The organism is Marinococcus luteus (assembly GCF_900106595.1).
Lineage (GTDB): Bacteria > Bacillota > Bacilli > Bacillales > Marinococcaceae > Marinococcus > Marinococcus luteus.
Window position 1 is genome coordinate 209,202 of sequence record NZ_FNNC01000002.1, and the last position, 18,533, is coordinate 227,734.

Here is an 18,533-nt window from a genome sequence, read left to right on the forward strand (position 1 = left end):
TAACGCAAAAAAGAGCAGGAACGCAGCCTGCGTTCCTGCCCACGCTTATTTTCCGCGTTTTTGGTCGTGGTTTAACGTCTTGACGATGCCTACGCACATTAAAATGACAATGACCGACAGCGGCAGCGCGCTGACCACAATGGCAGTCTGGAAAGCACTCAGGCCGCCGACCAGCAGTAGAATCGCGGTAACGGAAACGAAGAAGATGCCCCACATAATTTTTATCGACACCGGCGGGTTCAGACTGCCCCCGGTCGTCTGCATCCCGAGCACAAATGTCGCAGAGTCTGCGGTCGTCACGAAGAAGATCGTCACTACGATGATGGCAAACACGGACATAAGGCTTCCGAGCGGATACGTTTCAAGCACATAAAACAGCGCCGTTTCAAGCGACTGCGACGATACCTCGCGTCCTTCGAACAGCTCGAGGAACATCGCGCTTCCACCGAGCGTACTGAACCAGAAGAACGAAACAATCGACGGCACGAGCAGCACCCCGGCCATAAATTCACGAATCGTCCGCCCTCTCGAAATCCGGGCAACAAACATTCCGACAAACGGTGTCCACGAAATCCACCAGGCCCAGTAGAAGACGGTCCAGTTCTGAGTCCAAGCTGCTTCCTGCTCATCGATCGGATCCATCCGCAGCCCCCAGCCGAGGAAGTTCTGCACGTAATCCGACAGCCCGGAAGCAAAAATGTTAATTAAAAAGAGCGTCGGTCCGGCGATCAGCATAAACAAAAGCAGAATGCCGGTCAGGCTCAGATTAATATTACTTAAATATTTAATACCGCGCTGAATCCCCGTGCTTGCTGACGTCACAAAGATAATCGTTATAATCGTCATAATAATGAACTGCACGCCAAGATTGTACGGCACACCGAAAATAAACTCCAGCCCGGCGTTAATCTGCTGGGACCCGAGCCCAAGCGAAGCGGCAACCCCGAATAATGTAGCGAATACAGCGATAATATCGACAACGGTCGCGACCCGACCGTACGCATATTTTCCGAGGACCGGCCGGAGCGTCGTACTCATAAGCCCCGGTGCCTGGTAACGGAACTGCTGGAGAGCGAGCGCCAGCGCGACCAGCGCATAGATTGCCCAGGCGTGCAGCCCCCAGTGAAGCCACGTCGAGGAAACGCCCCGGACGGCATCACTTTCTGCACCGCCCTCGCCGTTTGGCGGGCTCGAAAAGTGCCCGATTGGCTCGGACACGCCGTAAAACAGCAGCCCGATACCGATACCGGCAGAAAACAGCATCGTAAACCAGGTGAGCCGGTTAAACTCCGGCTTTTCGTCCGGTTTTCCGAGCCGCACCTTTCCGTATTTACTGAACCCCAGGTAGACGGCGAAAATTAACAGAAGTGTCACTAAAATCTGAAAATACCAGCCAAAATTCACAAATACAAAGGCCTGGGCAGCACTCATTGCTGCTTCAAGCTGCGCGGTAAAAAACACGCCGAATGCTAAGAATAATAGAATAAGAACGATCGACACTTTTAGAACAGTCGTCATTTGTCTCATTATGTATGTACCTCCTCCATAGTCTTTCCGCTGTAGTCGTTCACAACGTCCCTCATTATAGAGAAAGCCTGTTGAAAAGGAAAAACGCGTAAACCTGCAAAAACCGCCTTAAACTCTATGCAATTTTTATTGCATAGAGTTTAAGATTCATTATCTTAAATTTACTTCCTTTTCCGCTGTCAACGACCCTAACCTGCATTTTTGCCTTTTTTTTGAAACATGATACAGTTAGACGCGTGGAAAACAGAGAAAGCTTTATAAAGGGGGAGAGCCATGAGTGCCTCAGGGGATAACAGCCAGCTGCTTGAACAGTTGAATGAAACCGAACGGCAGATTGCCGACCGCATTTCCGACAATATGAATACGTTTGGCGTGTCATCGACGATCGGCCGGCTGCTCGGCATCATTTACATGAACCGCGAGCCGATGACGCTCGACGACCTGGCTGAAGCGACCGGAATGAGCAAGACCCGGATGAGCCAGGTGATGCGGCAGATGATTTCGTTAAACATTGCCGAAAAGGAGCATGTGAAAGGCAGCCGCAAGGAGCATTACAATGTGGAAAACGATTATGTGCAGACGTTTGTGTCCCTGTTTACGACAAACTGGCGGGAAGTGATCAGCAAAAACCGTCAGTTTGCCAACAAGCTGCAGCGAGAAATCGATGAGGTCGCTGCTGCGAGCGATGGGTCAGCTGAGGTGGACCAGAAAATTGCCGAGCTCCGCAAAGAGCTCGACGAATGGGTGGCATACTATAACTGGATCAACCGCCTCGTTGAATTTTTCGAAAGCGGAGATGTTTTCGACGCTGTTCCTTATAGAACCTAACAATAAAGGAGAAGATAGATAATGGGCCAGAAAACAATTATTACAAGCGCCGTCACCGGCGCCGGAGATACGACAGACAAAAGCCAGCACGTTCCGGTAACACCGGAAGCCATCGCCCGTGACGCCATTGAAGCGGCCAAAGCAGGAGCCGCGGTCGCGCACATTCACGTGCGCGATCCAAAAACAGGCGCGTACAGCTTTGACCCATCTCTCTTCCAGGAGGTCGTGGAACGCGTCCGCGAAAGCGAAACCGACGTCGTGCTGAACCTTACAGCCGGAGGCGGCGGCGATTTTGTGCCCGACCAGAAGCACCCGGCCGCCGGCGGCGACGGCACCTTTATACAGACACCGGAGGAGCGCCATCTCCCGGTCGGAAAATTTCTTCCGGAAATATGCACCCTCGACTGCGGAAGCCTCAACTTCGGCGATCAGGTGTATCTCGGCCCGGCCGGCTGGCTGCGTGAGCAGGCATCGCTGATTCAACAGAGCGGTGTGAAGGCGGAAATGGAGTGCTTTGATACCGGCCATGTCCGCTTTGCCAACCAGCTCGTTCGCGAAGGCCTCGTGGACGGCGACCCGCTCTATCAGTTCTGCCTCGGCATTCCGTGGGGCGCAGAAGCAGATGCGGAAACGATGCTTCACATGAGGCACCACCTGCCGGAGGGCGCCAACTGGTCCGCGTTTGGCATCGGCCGCATGCAGATCCCGATGGTCGCCCAGGCAGCCCTTCTTGGCGGCAACGTCCGCGTCGGCCTTGAAGACAACCTTTACCTTGAAAAAGGTGTGCTCGGCACGAACGCCCAGCTCGTCGACAAAGCCGTGCAGCTGCTGCAGACGCTGAACGTTGAACCAATGACCCCGCAGGAAGCGCGCGACACGCTCGGCCTGACGAAACAATCTTAAATCTTTAGGAGGACTTCATGAATCCAACAACAACTACTATTGCCGTCATTGGAACCGGCGTGATCGGAAACGGCTGGATCGCCCGCTTCCTCGCGCACGGCTTTCACGTCATCGCCTGTGATCCGGCGGACGGCGCCGAAGAAAAAACCCGCAGCACCGTCACGTCGCTGTGGCCGAAGCTGAAGGAAAACGGCATGCACGACGATGCTTCCATCGATAAGCTTACATTTACGACTGACATTACAGATGCTGTCCCGGGCGCTGCCCTTATTCAGGAAAACGTGCCGGAGCGCGAAGACATCAAACGAAGCGTGCTTGCCCAGATTGATGCACACGCTCCGGCCGAAAGCATCATCGCTTCGAGCACGTCCGGCTACAAACCGACGACGCTGCAGACCGACTGCACTCGCCATCCGGAGCGCGTCATCGTCGCCCACCCGTTTCATCCCGTGTACCTGCTTCCGCTTGTGGAGCTTTCCGGCGGGGAGCAGACGACGAGTGCCGAAATGGAACGCGCGCAGGCAATATATGAACTGGCCGGCATGAAGCCGCTTGTTATGACGGGCGAAGTGGACGGCCATATTGCCGACCGCCTGATGGAAGCCCTCTGGCGGGAAGCCCTTCATATTGTGAACGACGGCCACGCCACCACCGAAGAAGTCGACAAGGCGATCGTCTACGGCGCCGGTCTCCGCTGGGCGCTCATGGGACCGTTTTTAACCTTCCATCTGGCCGGCGGCGACAAAGGCATGACCCACATGCTCGAGCAGTTCGGCCCGGCCCTGAAAGCGCCCTGGACTAAGCTGGAAGCACCGGAGCTCACCCCGGAGCTGAGCGAAAAAGTCATCGAAGGAACAAAGGAGCAGTCCGGCGACAAAAGCGTCGCCGAGCTTGAAGAACGCCGTGATGAATTTCTTTTAAAGCTGATGAACCTGCTGCATGAAGGCAGCTACTGGCCGGCAGAAAAGGTGGAGAGCCATGACAAATAACCACACCGTGTGGAACGGCCGCGTGGAAAAGGAATGGGTGGACTACAACGGCCACATGAACGATGCGGCTTACGCTGTTGTTTTCAGCCGTGCGCTCGATGCGCTGCTTGAAAGCGCCGGCCTGACCGCCCGCTTTATCGAACAGGAGCAGTACACCGTATTCACCCTCGAAACGCACCTGTTGTACCTGGCGGAGGCCCACCAGGATCAGCCGATCGCCGTTTCAGCGGTGATTCTCGATCAGGACGCCAAACGGCTGCATCTATGGTTCGAGATGCAGAACGACCAGAACGAAGCAATCGCCACGAGCGAACAGATGGCGATGGGAATGGACCAGTCCGCCGGACGCCCTGCCCCGTTTCCCAAAACGCTGCAGCAGGGGTTTGCCGGCGTTCCGGTTCTTTCTCCGGAGAACTGGCCGGCTAAAGCCGGACGCTCCATTGGAATTAAACGAAAATAAAAATGCAAGCCTCTTAAACGGGCTTGCATTTTCTTCGTATTTATAACTTTGATAGAAGTTTACTTCTTAAATTTTGATAAAGCAATATTTCCGTTTTCCAGTACTTCTTTTGATTTTTCAGTAATTTCCCCGTCTTCATCAAGGAGAGGTGTATCAATGATGCCTTTTATTAGCTGAGCAATTAAGAAAACACGGTGAATCGTACGTTTTTCTTCCTGCTCAAAAGAGCTCCAGTCTGTCCCTGAACGTTCTATAATATATTCCATATTCGCAATACCTTTTTTAAACAGCCTATCAGTTTCTAATAATAATGTAATCAGTTGCGTTGATCTTTGCTGGATAGAAGATAATACTACTACAGCACTATCTAACTGTTCCACATATACCTTCGCTTCCTCTTGTCGTTCATAAGCTTCATTTAATTTCTTTTTTGAATTAGCTTGTAAGAAAAAACCTCCTACGGCCATTGCCGGTCCTGCCACTAAACCTCCAAGCACAACCATCCCCCCGGCCATTCCATAACCACCTGCAGAAAGTGCTCCTCCACCCAGCCAGGCAAGTGTAGCGTTTTGCGCTGCTACACCACTCAAACCTCCAATAGCTGTGCCGGTAGAAGCTGTGCCTAAAGCCATCGCTCCACTGTATGCACCGTAAGCTGCCGCTGCTCCTGCTCCAATTGAAGCCGCTCCACCTTTAGCCAACTTTATAGCTTCAAACGATTCCGCTTCTAAATCATTTAATAAATCCTCAGAAACTCCAATTTCTTTTAGCTCTTCTATACCTACTGTATTATCTTGAAAATCTACATTCTTTAATTTTTCAAAGTTCTCAATAAAATCTTTTACTGAGAAAGTAAGAACCTCTATCTTGTTTTTTCCAAGTGCTTCTAAGTTTAGATGAGTCATTTCTCTTTCCACATCTAAATCATTCTCTGCAGTTTCTACAATACTTTCCGTTTCTTCTTTTGTAAGTTTTGCTTCTTTGGAGTCTTTTAAAGATTTCCATCCGCTCCTAGTACCAGCTACTGCTGATACTGCCGCTGCTCCTGCAGCAATAAAAGGTATAGGCATAGTTAAATTCCTCTCTATTAAAAAGTGAACGACTGAGAATTATCACTCATGAAATCATCAAATTCTTCAAAATTTAAATATTGTAATTGAACACCAAAAGTATTCGCTAACTTATTAATATTGTCTACAAAGCTTGAATGATCCTTTTCTTCTATCGATAATTCAATCGCTGAAAAACAATTGTTAAAAATTTCTTCTTTTTCCTGGTGTTTCATTGCGATAAGATCCTCTAATTCTTCTCTTTCAGAACGTATTTCCAGTATAGACTGCCGGGATAATTCTTCAGCTTTTTTTCTATTAGCTTCAGATAGTTTTGTTTCTTCCAAAACCTCCGCAACCGAACGATAGAAAGTAGTGATTGCAAAATAACTAACCATTCCTAATAACACTGGCGGAGCCGCTGCTGAAGTACCGTAAATTGCAGTAGTGATTCCGTTTGAAGTAGCTTTTGCTAATTGTTTAGCGAGCAATCCCAGTCCTTTTTCTCCTAAATCTCTAAAAAGCTCCGTTTGAGTGGCAGAATCATTTTCAATATAATACTTTACAGACTTTGTGACCTCTATTGATACCGTACCTAATAACGCCGGGAAGGTGGTACTTGATAACGTTTTTAAATTTCCATTTTTATTTAGATCAGAATCTAAATATCCTTTTAAAACAGAGCTTATAAAAGCCGAACTATATCCTAGGGCTCCAGCCTTTGCAGTATCCTTAGCCGTCTCAACAAATATCTTTTTCTTATCCTTCTCTTCTGCTTGACTATAGATGTACAAGTTTTGTGCTAAAGAAATGACTCCGCCAACTGCTGCGCTGGATGCTCCAGCCTTTAAACCCGCTTGATTCGCACTGGAAGCAATTTTCTTAGTTGTATGGATTTTCGGGTGCTTCCTGGCAAAATGTGCTTCTTTAGAAGAAACCCCGCTATTTCTAAGACGTTCGTACACTGACTTAGTTCTGTTTAGCTCTTCTTGTTTTTTATTTAATGCTTCGTAGTTATTTTTTTCTTCAAGCTTTTCGACCTGTAATTTTAATTGGTTTTGTTTATCTTCCAGTATTTTTTTTGCTGGCTCGTACTGTTCTTTCGGAATATCAATATGTTTAGCTTGGCGATATTTTTCAAAATCTTTATGATTAATAAGTTTGTTTAAGTTACCCCTCGCAGCATCTTCAATAATACTTTGATTTGTAAGATCATCTTTTGGTTCCCAATCAGGATCTTTTTTCTTTTTTGCTTCAATGTACTTTTTTTTACTATAGTGCCCTCTGAACTTGGTTTGAGAGCCGCTCAAATAATTTCCGTCCTTATCCAACAAAGGATTGCCGTCAGCATCAGACATAAAATGATCGAACACCTGATGATTGTTTTGCCCCAAAGATTCTGTTCTTCTAAGAGTAAAGGTCTTATTTTTAGTTATACTTTCAATCTCGCTCTTCTCTTCCATCAATATTTCAGCAGTAAAACCCTCCTGCTGTTTTTGACTCATATAGTTATCGGCTTTATAGTTCTTAAAATCCTTCAAGCCTCTTATCGTTTTTCCATTTTTAGTTTTTTCACCATTATAAGCTTTTAAAGAAGCCTTAACAGCCTTTCCGTACTTTTCACCTGTATTATTGGCTATCCCCATAATTTGCGAATTCACAAAAGTATTTTTAAAGTTTTTTAACTTTCTTCTATCTTTTTCATTCAAGGCTCTTCCCCCTTGATTAGGTTAAGAGGTAGTATATCCTCCTCTGCTACTTCATTGTTAAATTGCAATTCGCGACAAGCTATAATATTTTGTTCATAATACTCTTGTTTAGATAACCTGTTAGAAAAGACTTTTTCGTACATATCGTCTATTCTGCAGATCAGAGGTCGATTTTCATAAATAGTACATTCATTTTCTTTTAAATGAATACAAGTACCGGTGCCATCGTCAAATTCCTGCAATTCAGTAATATGTTGAATATTTTGACAACATAAGCCGCATTTATTGCACGGAAAATCACTATACTTCAATTAATTTTTCTGCCTGTTCATACATATAATTTGATTTCACAATCCAACTCTTAAAATTTTGGTAATCTTCTTCAGTAATATTAAAATCATTTTTTAGTTCTTCAATCAACTGTTTTTGTTCTTCATGGTAAATCCCATCAGCAAAGGCCACAGCCAATCCTTCTAAAAATGCTATTCTTTTACTTTTATCACTTTCAAAGTTTTTGATTAAATTTTTCACGTCTTGTGTATCTTCAAGTTGTACTTTTGTTGTTATATCCATTTCATTTCTGTATTCCTCAAGCATTTTTTGTTCTTTTTCATCCAAAATACCATTGGATTTAGCAATTTGATGAGCCAATAGTAGGAAGGTTTCTTTTTCATTCTGAGTCAATACATTCAAAAACATGGTATTCCCCCTATAATTTGTTAATTACAAAATTACTATACCATAAATAATACATATTTTGTAACTAATTAGTATAATAAGCCCTCGACTTAATAACTGTATATTTAATTTAATTAAATAAGGGGAATCAGTAAGGACAGAACACAGAATGAAATTTCAACTGTTTTAAAATTTGCATCACCTATTACGCTTTTAATGAAAGGATATATAGTTTATGTCTGTATGGAGAACCTACCTGTTGACCGCGCTTTTACGCGCGTTTCAAATACGAATGCGCCGCTATTCACCGACCCACATTACCCCGCCTGCGGCAGAGACGGTCCGCACGGACTCCTACGTTGTGGAAACGGCTGCCGGCGCGACGCCCGTTCACATTTATTATCCCGAAGCAGCTGAAGGGACTGCTCTTCCGGTGTTTGTGAACCTGCACGGCGGCGGCTTTTTCATGGGAAGCTATGCCGATGATGAAGGCTGGGGCCGGCACGTTGCCGAGCTTACCCCCTGCGTGGTGGTAAATATTGATTATCACCTGGCCCCGCGCAGCCGCTTTCCGTTTTCCCTGTTTGAAGTCCGGGACGTGCTCGCGTGGCTGCACGCCAATGAGGATCGGCTCGGATTGAATATGGAACGCTTCGCCCTCGGCGGCCACAGCGCCGGCGGCAATATCGCAGCATCAACACTGCTGCTTCTACGCGATACCGGCGCCCCGATGCCGGCGGTTCAAATTTTGGATTCGCCGATCCTCGACCTTGCGACCGATCCCCGCGAAAAACCGTCCTTTCCAGGAGCGATTCCCATCTTTGTAGCGGATTTGTTTCCAGCAAGCTACCTGGAAACGAGCCAGAGTGCCGCGCACCCGTACATTTCCCCGCTGCGGGCAGAGTCGCTCGCCGGGCTGCCGCCAACGCTCGTGTTTACGCCGGAATATGACTCCCTCGCCAGGGAGGCCTTCCGGTACGCGGAGCGCTTAAAGCAGGAGGGCGTGCCTGCGGAGTATCAGATGTTCCCAAAAACCATTCATGCGTTCACCCACGTGGGACGAAAAAGCACCGCAAAAAAAGCGTGGGGACTCGTCGTCTCCACGCTTCAGGCCCGCCTTCTGTAGGCGGGCTTTCGTATTACTCTCTTGGATGCGCCGGCTGCTGATCGAGAATTTCCTTCAGCACCCAGGCGTGATTTCGTTTCACGTCCTCCGAAGAAAATACGAGCGTCACGTCCTTGTCCTGCATCCGTACAATTTCTTTCAGGCGGTGCATTTCTTCGCGTTTGAGTTCATCCTGCTCAAGCTCTGCCTTGTACGCCTCCTTGAAGCTTTCGAACTTTTTCGGCTCTTCATCGAGCGCCTTCTGGAGCTCCTTCGACGGGGCGACCCCGTCGACCCATTCATGAATATCGGCGCGTACCTCTTCGACTTCGTTCGGCCATTCCCGCTCGACAAAAATCCGGTAGCCGTCGTCCGTATCTGCCTTCTTATGGAGCCGCTTGCAGTATATTGGCATTGGTATCATCCTTCTTCTGTGTATAGTATAGATCTCTCACCCCGGCTCTTTCCTTTCCCGGAAGACCGGCAAACGTGCAAAAGAGAAAAGAAGCCTTATTCAAATCAGCAGACTATTTAAGCAAAAAAATAAACCACCTTTGAGTTAGCGGCTCTTGTGGTTTATTTTCTCCCATGGCCGACCCCTTTGAAGGGTCAGTACTGCTGTTATTGGTCCGCGTCAGCGCACGGGCCATTTTTCGTTAATCAAATTATATCGCAGTCAGGCAAAGACATTCAAGCTCGTTCAATCCTAATCTCCAATGTGATTCATCTTAAAATTCTACTGCCACAGGTCCGCGATTCCCTGAAGCGATAGAAACCCTGCGACAAGCGTCACAACTACTGCCACAATTCCAAAGATGAGCATCCAGTCCGGGTGTCTGTAATCCCCGACAATGGATTTTTTTCTGGAAGCCAAAAGCACCGAGCCAAGGGTTAACGGAAGAATTAACCCGTTCAAAGCGCCGGCGACGATTAACAACGTGACCGGCTCGCCGACAATTGCGAAAACGATCGTTGAAAAAGCAATAAAGCCGATGATCAACCATTTATAATACTTTTCAAGCTGCGGGTGAAAGGACCGGATAAATGAAACACTCGTATATGCCGACCCAATCACGGAGCTGATTGCAGCGGACCACAGTACCACGCCGAAAATTTTATACCCAACATTACCGAGAGCGATCTGAAATACTGAGGCAGCCGGATTTCCTTCATCAAGCGTATACCCTGCAGATACCACGCCCAGCACAGCGAGAAATAAAAGCACTCTCATTACCCCGGTCGTTAAAATGCCGAAATTCGCAGCTCTGGTCACGAGCGGCAGGGCGTCTCTTCCCCGAATGCCATGGTCGATCATCCGGTGGGCACCGGCAAAGGTAATATAGCCGCCCACGGTACCGCCGACAAGCGTCACGACCGGAAGCACGAGCGCTGCGTAATCCTCCGGGAACACGCTGCGGACCACGGCTTCCCCCACCGGCGGGTTCGTCGTGATCATGACATAACCCACCATCGTGATCATCACAATACCTAAAATGGGAATCAGGATGTCCAGCACTTTTTCCGCACTCTTTACGGTGAAAATGATAATAGCGATCACGCCGGTGATCACCGCCCCTGCCTCCGGGGAAATACCAAACAGCACGTTAATACCAAGACCTGCCCCTGCAACGTTTCCAATATTAAAGGCAATACCGCCGAGCACGATGAGTGCTGCGACCAAATAGCCGAGTCCCGGGAATACCATGTTGGCCACGTCCTGTCCCCGTTTTCCGGAAACAACCAGCACCCGCCAGATGTTTAACTGGGCACCTATATCAATAATAATGGATGCTAAAATAGCAAAAGCAAAACTGGCCAGAAACTGGGATGTGAATTCTGTTGTCTGCGTTAAGAATGCCGGGCCGATGGCAGAGGTCGCCATTAAAAAAACGGCTCCCCACAATACCCGCCGCTGTACGCCTTTTTTCAACGGATCGCTTTGGTTTTGGCCCATCATTCACCGCCGCCTTTCTTCATTCAATCGGCTGCTGCATCTTATCGCTTGTCAGACCGGCTGCCTCCGGACCGGATCGTGCAGTTCAACGATTTCTTTTGCTATAGGCTGCTTTCTTCTTTATTCGTACAAATCCGGCACCCGGCTGTCAAAGACGGGCACATTTTTGCGGACGTCGGCCACATTGGACAGGTCCAGGGTTTCCCGGAGCGTTTCTTCGTGCTCCACGCTGCCCTTCTGCAGCACGCTGCCCCACGGATCGATAAACGCTGAGGAGCCGGCGAACGTAATGCCGTCGTAGGAGCCCGGGCGATTGCACGTCACGACATACATCTGGTTTTCCACCGCCCGCGCCCTACTCAGCACGTCCCAATGACTCCGGCGGCTGTCCGGCCATTCCGCCGGAATAAACAGCAGCTCGCACCCCTGCAGAGCGAGACTCCGGATAATTTCCGGAAAACGAAGGTCAAAGCAGATCACCACACCCATTTTGATGCCGTCAAGCTCAAACACCTTCACCGGCTCGCGCCCGCCGTTTAAATACGCCGGCTCGTTCAGCATCGGAACGAGATGCATTTTGTCATACTCATAGACAAGTTCCCCGGTGTTATCTACCGCAATGGCACGGTTATACACCTTTCCGTTTTCTTTTACCGCAATCGATCCTCCCATCATATGGACGTGATAGCGCTTCGCCGCTTCCTGTAAAAAACGGATTGCTTCACTGTCCGCAGGATCCTCCGCAATGTCCTCAAGCTCCGGGAGCGTATACGCCGTCGTCCACATCTCAGGGAGCATAACCAGATCCACACTGCCGAGCTCCTGCTCCCCGAGCCACCGGCTTACTTTTTGCCGGTTCGCTTCCGGATCTCCCGCCACAATATCCATTTGATACACCGCAATATTCATCGTTTTCCTCCTCTTGTTTATGTAGCCTATTACGTTTTAATATACCACCGGGCGCTGCCAGAGAAACAGGTCTGATTTCCCGGCTCTCATTTCATTTCCCACCTGAAACCTTTATGCTTAACTGTAGCAGAAGTAATACAATTCCCAGAAAAGAAAGTGGGTGAAACGATGCTTCATATGCTGTTTCGCATGATGCCGGCGCCGGTAAAGCGGCTGATCAGCATGTCCTCCCGCCAGCGCTGGCACGAAACACGCGCCAGTCTCTGGGTGCTGCCGGCCATTTATATTTTCATTGCGGTATTTTTATCGATTATTTCGTTTTGGATCGAGTTCAGCCTGCGGCCCGGCTGGACACTTCTTTCGGCATTCACGACGGAATACTCGCTCACCCAGACGATGTACAGTACGATGCTTTCCGGGGTCCTGACGCTCAACGCGTTCACCTTTAACTCGATGCTGATGGTGCTCACCAATATGTCGAACCAGTTCACTCCCCGGGTGCTGATTAATTTTATTTCGAACCGCCGCACCCAGCACGCCATCGGTATTTTCAACCTCTGTTTTTTCTATCTGCTGATCGTATTCTTCTTTTTGGATTCATCGATCAGCCAGTACACCATTTTTCCGATTGCCGGTGTACTTGCGACCGCCTTTTCGGTGCTGAATTTTATTTTATTTATTAATCACGCCACCAAATGGATGCAGGCGCCGAGTATTACGACGGACATGAAAAAGCAGTCCGAGGAACGGATTTTAAACACGCTTCACTACGACCTGGAAAAGTACCGGGCCGACAACCCGGACCACCTCCGCCTTTCCTATCTTCCGCAAAAGCATCAGGACAAAGCGCAGAGTGTGGCCTGCGAAACGTCGGGGTATCTGCAGATTATTGATTTCGGCAAACTGATCCAGGAAGCGCAGAAGGACGGCATCGTGCTTCAGCTGCACTGCAGCATCGGTGATTTTCTGCTTCCCGACCTGACATTCTTTTCCTATTGGACGACCGAGGAAACCTCGGTGGAGGAGGTTGATGAGCAGAAATACCGGCGCATGCTGTTTCTCGGCGACCGGCAGAATGAAATCCAGGATCTCAGTTTTGGCGTCCAGAAGCTTAAGGATATCGCCGTAAAAGCGATATCCAACGACGAGCCCGGCACGCTGAAGGACACGCTCTATCAGCTGATTGACCTGCTTTTATCCATTTCCAAAGTGACCTCCTTTACGCCATATTTATCCGACGGGGAAAACACCCTCCGCGTCGTCATGAAGCAGGAGTATTTCTCGGATTATCTGTACACGGCGTTTGGACACATCAGTGTGTATGTCAAAAATGATCCCGTTTTGACCAACATGCTGCTCGAAACACTCGTGCTTCTCGCCCGCTCGCTGCCGCAGGATAAAAAACCAATCTGCTGGAGCTACGGCCAGGTGGTCGCCCAGTCATTCGCGGAAAAATTCGCCTATGAATTCGAGCAGCGCTCCTTCTACACTCACCTGCGCACGCTTTCCGTCGAAGCCCGTGATCCGCAGACATTCCAGCAGCTCGTGCAGGAATTCATCGAAAAAGGCACGCTGCCAAAATCTTATGGTGAAGGAAAAGGTTCATAGACCAAAAACGTATCCAATACTATTACAAAAGAGGGATGCCTATGTTTACTGCCAGCGAATGGATTACGCAGCTGCAGCTGGAGCCGCACCCGGAGGGCGGCTTTTTCCGGCAGACGATGAAATCGGATGAAACTGTCACCACAGCTGACGGAAGAAGCCGTGCCCAGTACACGAGCATTCATTTTCTCGTACGCTCCGGAGAACCGTCGCGGCTGCACCGGCTGGAGTCGGATGAAATGTGGTACTACCATACCGGAGCTCCGCTTGATGTGCATATGATTCATCCGGAAAGCGGCCAACATGAAATCATGACGCTTGGACCGAATCCATCCAATGGCGAAGTGCTTCAGGGCGTCGTACCGAAGGGCGCCATTTTCGGAGCCGAAGTCCGCGCCCCGGAGCAGTTCGCGCTTGTCAGCTGTGTCGTTGTTCCCGGCTTCGATTTTGCCGATTTCGAGCTGCTTGCACATAACGAGCTCACTGCCGCCTATCCTGAGCACCGCGAAGTGATTGAGCGGCTGACGTGATAATGAAGAAAAGCCCGTGCAGATTCTATCTGCGCGGGCTTCTCTATACCTTTTATCGGCAGGAAGGTTCATATAGTTGAATGCCAGCCAGGTCCGGACCGTGCTAGTGCTTTATAACTAACTTAGGTGCTTTTCACCGTATCGTTCGTATTTACTTATTTTCATCTTTTCGTCCCTGTTCATTTTTTTGTGTCACGGAGGTGCTATCATTGGGATAAAACTCTTACTTGAATCTAAGGTTCAGCTTGAGAGAAGCGGAGACGGGGGATGCCATGCTATCAGGATTTTTTATAAATATAACCATTCTTATATCCTTTATCTTTTTGTTTCACCGCCTGCTCTATAAGACGCCTTTAAGCACGTCTTCACCGTTGAAACAGAAAATAGCTGCCGGCACTGCCAGCGGAATGCTGGGGCTCGTCCTGCTTGCCTACACTATCCCGCTTAATGAAACGACTATCATCGACCTCCGTCTGGTGCCTGTTACATTGATGGCTGTCTTTGGAGGCTGGGTGCCGACAATCATAACCGGAATTATTGTTGCGGGGGGACGGCTGCTGATGGATTTCAGCCTTTCTTCTGCTCCTCCCCTGCTTCTTATTGCTCTCAGCGTGGTTTCAGGCGGGATCATCCATACTACAGTGAGAAAAATTTGGCGGCGGGCCGTCTGGATGATTTTCCTCACCAATCTCTATATGACAGTGACACTTTCCATGATGCTGGCCTGGACCGGCTGGCTTCCTGCAGCGGGCTTTTATCTTCTCGCTTCCCTTGCCGGTACAGGCGTTTCTGTTTATATGTTTGTTCACCTGGACAAGGTGAACCAGATGTTTATACGCTACCAATACCAGGCTTACCGGGACAATTTAACAGCACTATACAATCAGCGTGCCTTTCAGGAGCTGCTCGGACAGGCAGCAGAGGAATATCCGGCAGCCAGCCGCTCTCTTTCGCTTTTAGTGCTTGATATCGACTATTTCAAGCAAATTAATGATACATACGGGCACCTCGAGGGTGACATGGTTTTAAAGCAGCTCAGCCATGTGCTCGTTGCTTCTATCCGACCAAATGACATGGCCTTCCGCATCGGCGGTGAAGAATTCGGAGTAATCCTGTATGACTGCGATGAAACACATGCGTTAACGATCGCCGAGCGCGTCCGTGCCGATGTCGCCCGCACCCCGTTTATCGTTGCCCAGCGTTCCACTCCTTTGTTTATTACCGTTTCAATTGGAGTCGGCACCTATCCTGTGCCTGGAAATAGTATCGAAGCTTTATATGATATGACGGACAAAGCACTGTATCAGGCAAAAGATCAGGGCCGCAATTGTGTTTGTTCCTCTGAAGCGTCAGGATAAATACAACAAAAAGCTGCCCGTTCAACGGACAGCTTTTTTTACAGCACTCACTGCTTCATTATGCCCCCGGTGTGTCCTCGAGGTCATCCACCCGTTTTTCCAGATACTCGGTATCCTTGCGGGCGTTGAATTTTTCGGCTTTTTCCACCTTCACGCCGACATTGTAATCCGGGATTTTCGCAAACTGCTCATAGCGCCCTTTTGGCAGCAGGAAGTTGCCCTCCGGAAAATGGACGCTCAGATTGCCCGGAGCCATATCGGCGATGCGTACCCGGCCCTGGAACACGCCGTACCGGTTGTACAGCACCACCGCTTCGCCGTCGGTGAGCCGGTTATCTTTGGCATCCGTTTCGTTCATCAGCACATCGTCGCGCTCGGCGCCGTTGATCGGGTCGGTCGTTTTGTACACCATCGAATTAAACTGCTTACCGCGGCGGGTTGTCAGGTAAAAGTCCCCCGGCTGCCGGTTTAAGTCCGGGATTTCGACCGGAATCAGATTGCCGCGGCCATCCGGTGTCGGGCAGACGCCCCCCTCGCACAGCCACGCACCGCCCCACTGGAACACATCGCCCTGCTTTTTCAAATGCTGGACGCCGTCGTAGTTCGGATTTGCCTTCGCCATTTCTTCGCGTACCTCGTAGCCGTCCTTAAAATCAACCAGGTGTGCCGTTTCCGGCTTCACGCGTTTTGCGAGATCAATGTAGATCTTCCATTCCGCGCGCGCTTCTTCGATTTTGTTTTTGTTGCCTTCAATTTCCGGGGAAAAGTAAACCATCCGCTCGGTGGATGTTGATGTGCCTCCGTCCTCCTGCTCGTAGCGGGTTTTGGCCGGCAGCACAATCACCGCTTCCTTCGCATCCACAAGCGTGGACGTGTTCAGGATGATGTCCTGGTGGACGCGGACGTCAAGCTCCGAGAGCGCCTGCTCCACAAAGGCCGGATCCGGCATCGTCTCAAGGAAGTTCCCGCCGGACAGGTAATACATTTTCACCTTGCGCTCGTTATCGTCGGGAAGCAGAATATTTTCAAGCGTTACGCCGACCACATCGCCCTGCCATTTCGGCACATCAAAGCCCCACAGATTTTCGATCCGTCCGATGTTGTCGCCTTTAAAGTCACCGCCCGGAAGCACAAACGGATCCGCGCCCATTTCTCCGCTTCCCTGCACACTCGAGTGGCCGCGGAATGGCATCAGACCGCTGTACTGGCGTCCGAGAAAGCCGCGCAACAGCGCGAGATTGGCCACCTGCGAGATGTTGTCGGTCGCAAAGGAATGCATTGTCAGCCCGAGCGCCCAGGCGAACACCGCATTTTTACTGCGGGCGAGCAGGTCGGAAAGCTCGATGATCCGCTCCCGGCTCACGCCGGATGACTCCGTGATTTCCTCCCACGACTGTGCCGTCACCTGCTGCTTCAGCTCCTCATATCCGTTCACGTGCTCATCAACGAATTCGTGATTGATCGCGGAGCCCGCTGCCTCTTCCTCCATGTCGAACCAGTGCTTCATGATGCCGTGCATAAACGCAATGTCGCCGCCAATATTAATCTGATAAAAATCATCCGCCACCTTGGTACCGAACAGCGCCGATTCCGGATTCGACGGAATCCAGTACTCGTCCATCGACGGCTCGCGGTACGGGTTAATGACAATAATTTTTGTACCCTTTTTCTTTGCTTCGAGCATGTACTTGGTGGATACCGGCGAGCTGTTGGACGCGACGCTTCCCCAGAACATCAGCACATCGGTGCCGATCCAGTCCTGATAGTTGGCCGTCGACGCCCCGACGCCGATCGAGCGCTTCATCGCGGTCTTGCTCGGCGAGTGGCAGATTCTCGACGCGTTGTCGATATGGTTCGCCCCGAGAAACCGGGAGACCTTGGCAGCTACGTAGTACGACTCGTTCGTAATGCCGCGCGACGTCAGGTAAAACGCATACTGCTTCGGATCCAGCTCTTTCATTTTATCCGCAATCGTATCCATCGCATCGTCCCAGCTGAGCCGGGAAAATTTGCGCTCGCCCTTGCGGCGGATCATCGGATATGGCACCCGGCCGAGCTCACGAAGCTCAGTGCTCGAGTATTCGCGCAATTCATCAATATCCTTGTTTAAAATTTCGTCTTCCACCGCCGGCATCGTATTCAGCCGCAGCACGTTCAGCCGCGTCGTACAGATGTGCGGACCGCTGAGCGTCTGGTCGTACAGCCCGGACACGCCAAGCGCACAGCCGTCACAGACGCCTTTTGTAATAATGTTTTTCGCGTAGCCGAGATTGTCCTTATTGTCCCAGGCGATTTTCATTGAATCGCGGATATGCTTTGGCTTTACTTTCCCGAGGCCGAACGGAATCGGGCTCACCCAGTGCTCCGGTGCCGGCATTTTTGCTTTTTTCATTGGTCCCTGGTGCTTTGTCTCTCCCATCATTCACCACTCCTCTATGTGTAATAATAAAAAAACCACCTCACGCCCCGGTGCCTGAATCGCCCGGAGCGCAAAGCGGTTGAGTCTTTTGCAGGGTCGCTGCGAAGTGCCTAACCTGTGTATTTAAGAAAATTTCTCCTGAATGTTGTCACTGAACACAAAGACCGACATGCCGAAGTCCTTTTCAATATCAATATCCACATACAAATCGACGAACGTGCTGCCGAGGAACTCCTCCATCTCCACGGGATGGTTCTTTTTGTACATGTCCTTCACCATCTCGGTCCGGGCCGCCCGCAGCATCTGTTCGCCGTTGTCCGCGGCGGCAATAAACTTTTCCACCGGCGACAGGTTGCCCTCCATCTCGCAGATGGCCCAGTTTTTGCAGAAGGTCGTGTTGATTTTGCCCGGTCCTTTGCCCATATGCCGTTTGCGGAACGCTTTAACCAGGTTGCTGAACTCAGCTTCGTATTTGTTCATTTTTTTCACCTTTACTATATTTAAGCTCTC

General features: G+C 49.8%; 18 protein-coding genes. 8 read left to right on the plus strand and 10 right to left on the minus strand.

The window, feature by feature from the left end; genetic code table 11:
• Positions 1-45 precede the first annotated feature (45 nt).
• Positions 46-1,527, minus strand: coding sequence for a BCCT family transporter (locus BLV22_RS06450; protein ID WP_091612814.1), 1,482 nt, complete (start codon positions 1,525-1,527; stop codon positions 46-48).
• Positions 1,528-1,800: 273 nt separating this feature from the next.
• On the opposite strand from BLV22_RS06450, the gene BLV22_RS06455 reads away from it, so the two are divergent.
• Genes BLV22_RS06455 through BLV22_RS06470 form a run of 4 tightly spaced genes read left to right on the plus strand, consistent with a single transcriptional unit; the run spans position 1,801 to position 4,707 of the window.
• Positions 1,801-2,355: a GbsR/MarR family transcriptional regulator gene (locus BLV22_RS06455; RefSeq protein ID WP_245724034.1), complete on the plus strand. Its 555-nt coding sequence runs from the start codon at positions 1,801-1,803 to the stop codon at positions 2,353-2,355.
• A 21-nt stretch (positions 2,356-2,376) separates the two neighbouring features.
• Entirely contained in the window at positions 2,377-3,258 is an 882-nt protein-coding gene (locus BLV22_RS06460; RefSeq protein WP_091612817.1) for a beta-keto acid cleavage family enzyme, read from the plus strand.
• Between the two features lie 17 nt (positions 3,259-3,275).
• On the plus strand, positions 3,276-4,247 hold the full coding sequence (locus BLV22_RS06465) for a 3-hydroxyacyl-CoA dehydrogenase NAD-binding domain-containing protein (protein WP_091612820.1): 972 nt from the start codon (positions 3,276-3,278) through the stop codon (positions 4,245-4,247).
• A complete protein-coding gene (locus BLV22_RS06470; protein ID WP_091612823.1) occupies positions 4,237-4,707 on the plus strand; it encodes a thioesterase family protein in 471 nt (156 codons plus the stop codon). The genes BLV22_RS06465 and BLV22_RS06470 overlap by 11 nt, the downstream gene beginning before the upstream one ends.
• 59 nt (positions 4,708-4,766) lie before the next feature.
• Here the strand turns inward: BLV22_RS06470 and BLV22_RS06475 are convergent, their stop codons facing one another.
• Genes BLV22_RS06475 through BLV22_RS06490 form a run of 4 tightly spaced genes read right to left on the minus strand, consistent with a single transcriptional unit; the run spans position 4,767 to position 8,164 of the window.
• The gene (locus BLV22_RS06475) at positions 4,767-5,777 is read right to left on the minus strand and encodes a hypothetical protein (protein WP_091612826.1); all 1,011 of its coding nucleotides are present in this window, start codon (positions 5,775-5,777) and stop codon (positions 4,767-4,769) included.
• 17 nt (positions 5,778-5,794) lie between these two features.
• Entirely contained in the window at positions 5,795-7,465 is a 1,671-nt protein-coding gene (locus BLV22_RS06480) for a hypothetical protein (RefSeq protein WP_091612829.1), read from the minus strand.
• The gene (locus tag BLV22_RS06485; protein ID WP_091612831.1) at positions 7,462-7,776 is read right to left on the minus strand and encodes a YkgJ family cysteine cluster protein; all 315 of its coding nucleotides are present in this window, start codon (positions 7,774-7,776) and stop codon (positions 7,462-7,464) included. Before BLV22_RS06485 ends, BLV22_RS06480 begins: the two co-directional genes overlap by 4 nt.
• Positions 7,766-8,164, minus strand: a complete 399-nt coding sequence (locus tag BLV22_RS06490) for a tellurite resistance TerB family protein (protein ID WP_091612834.1) — start codon at positions 8,162-8,164, stop codon at positions 7,766-7,768. The genes BLV22_RS06485 and BLV22_RS06490 overlap by 11 nt, the downstream gene beginning before the upstream one ends.
• A gap of 214 nt (positions 8,165-8,378) precedes the next feature.
• Here BLV22_RS06490 and BLV22_RS06495 point away from each other — a divergent pair, with 214 nt between their 5' ends.
• On the plus strand, positions 8,379-9,269 hold the full coding sequence (locus BLV22_RS06495) for an alpha/beta hydrolase (RefSeq protein WP_091612837.1): 891 nt from the start codon (positions 8,379-8,381) through the stop codon (positions 9,267-9,269).
• A gap of 13 nt (positions 9,270-9,282) precedes the next feature.
• Here BLV22_RS06495 and BLV22_RS06500 read toward each other — a convergent pair whose 3' ends face one another.
• From BLV22_RS06500 to BLV22_RS06510, 3 genes are all read right to left on the minus strand, one after another.
• Entirely contained in the window at positions 9,283-9,663 is a 381-nt protein-coding gene (locus BLV22_RS06500) for a DUF488 domain-containing protein (RefSeq protein WP_176967685.1), read from the minus strand.
• A gap of 321 nt (positions 9,664-9,984) precedes the next feature.
• Entirely contained in the window at positions 9,985-11,205 is a 1,221-nt protein-coding gene (locus tag BLV22_RS06505; protein ID WP_425433792.1) for an NRAMP family divalent metal transporter, read from the minus strand.
• A 117-nt stretch (positions 11,206-11,322) separates the two neighbouring features.
• Positions 11,323-12,111 (minus strand): carbon-nitrogen family hydrolase, encoded by a 789-nt coding sequence (locus BLV22_RS06510; RefSeq protein WP_091612844.1) that lies wholly within the window; start codon positions 12,109-12,111, stop codon positions 11,323-11,325.
• A gap of 168 nt (positions 12,112-12,279) precedes the next feature.
• Between BLV22_RS06510 and BLV22_RS06515 the strand changes: the two genes are divergently transcribed.
• The 3 genes from BLV22_RS06515 (at position 12,280) to BLV22_RS06525 (ending at position 15,604) form a co-directional block, all read left to right on the plus strand.
• Positions 12,280-13,719 carry a DUF2254 domain-containing protein gene (locus BLV22_RS06515; protein WP_091612847.1) on the plus strand — a complete coding sequence of 480 codons (1,440 nt, stop codon included), beginning with the start codon at positions 12,280-12,282 and terminating at the stop codon, positions 13,717-13,719.
• Between the two features lie 41 nt (positions 13,720-13,760).
• Complete coding sequence (locus BLV22_RS06520; protein WP_091612850.1) at positions 13,761-14,246, plus strand: cupin domain-containing protein; 486 nt, start codon at positions 13,761-13,763, stop codon at positions 14,244-14,246.
• 272 nt (positions 14,247-14,518) lie between these two features.
• Entirely contained in the window at positions 14,519-15,604 is a 1,086-nt protein-coding gene (locus BLV22_RS06525; RefSeq protein ID WP_091612852.1) for a diguanylate cyclase, read from the plus strand.
• 58 nt (positions 15,605-15,662) lie between these two features.
• Here BLV22_RS06525 and BLV22_RS06530 read toward each other — a convergent pair whose 3' ends face one another.
• Both BLV22_RS06530 and BLV22_RS06535 read right to left on the minus strand, forming a co-directional pair.
• Positions 15,663-18,023: an FdhF/YdeP family oxidoreductase gene (locus BLV22_RS06530; protein ID WP_091612855.1), complete on the minus strand. Its 2,361-nt coding sequence runs from the start codon at positions 18,021-18,023 to the stop codon at positions 15,663-15,665.
• Between the two features lie 123 nt (positions 18,024-18,146).
• Positions 18,147-18,503, minus strand: a complete 357-nt coding sequence (locus BLV22_RS06535) for a Na-translocating system protein MpsC family protein (RefSeq protein WP_091612859.1) — start codon at positions 18,501-18,503, stop codon at positions 18,147-18,149.
• Positions 18,504-18,533 lie beyond the last annotated feature (30 nt).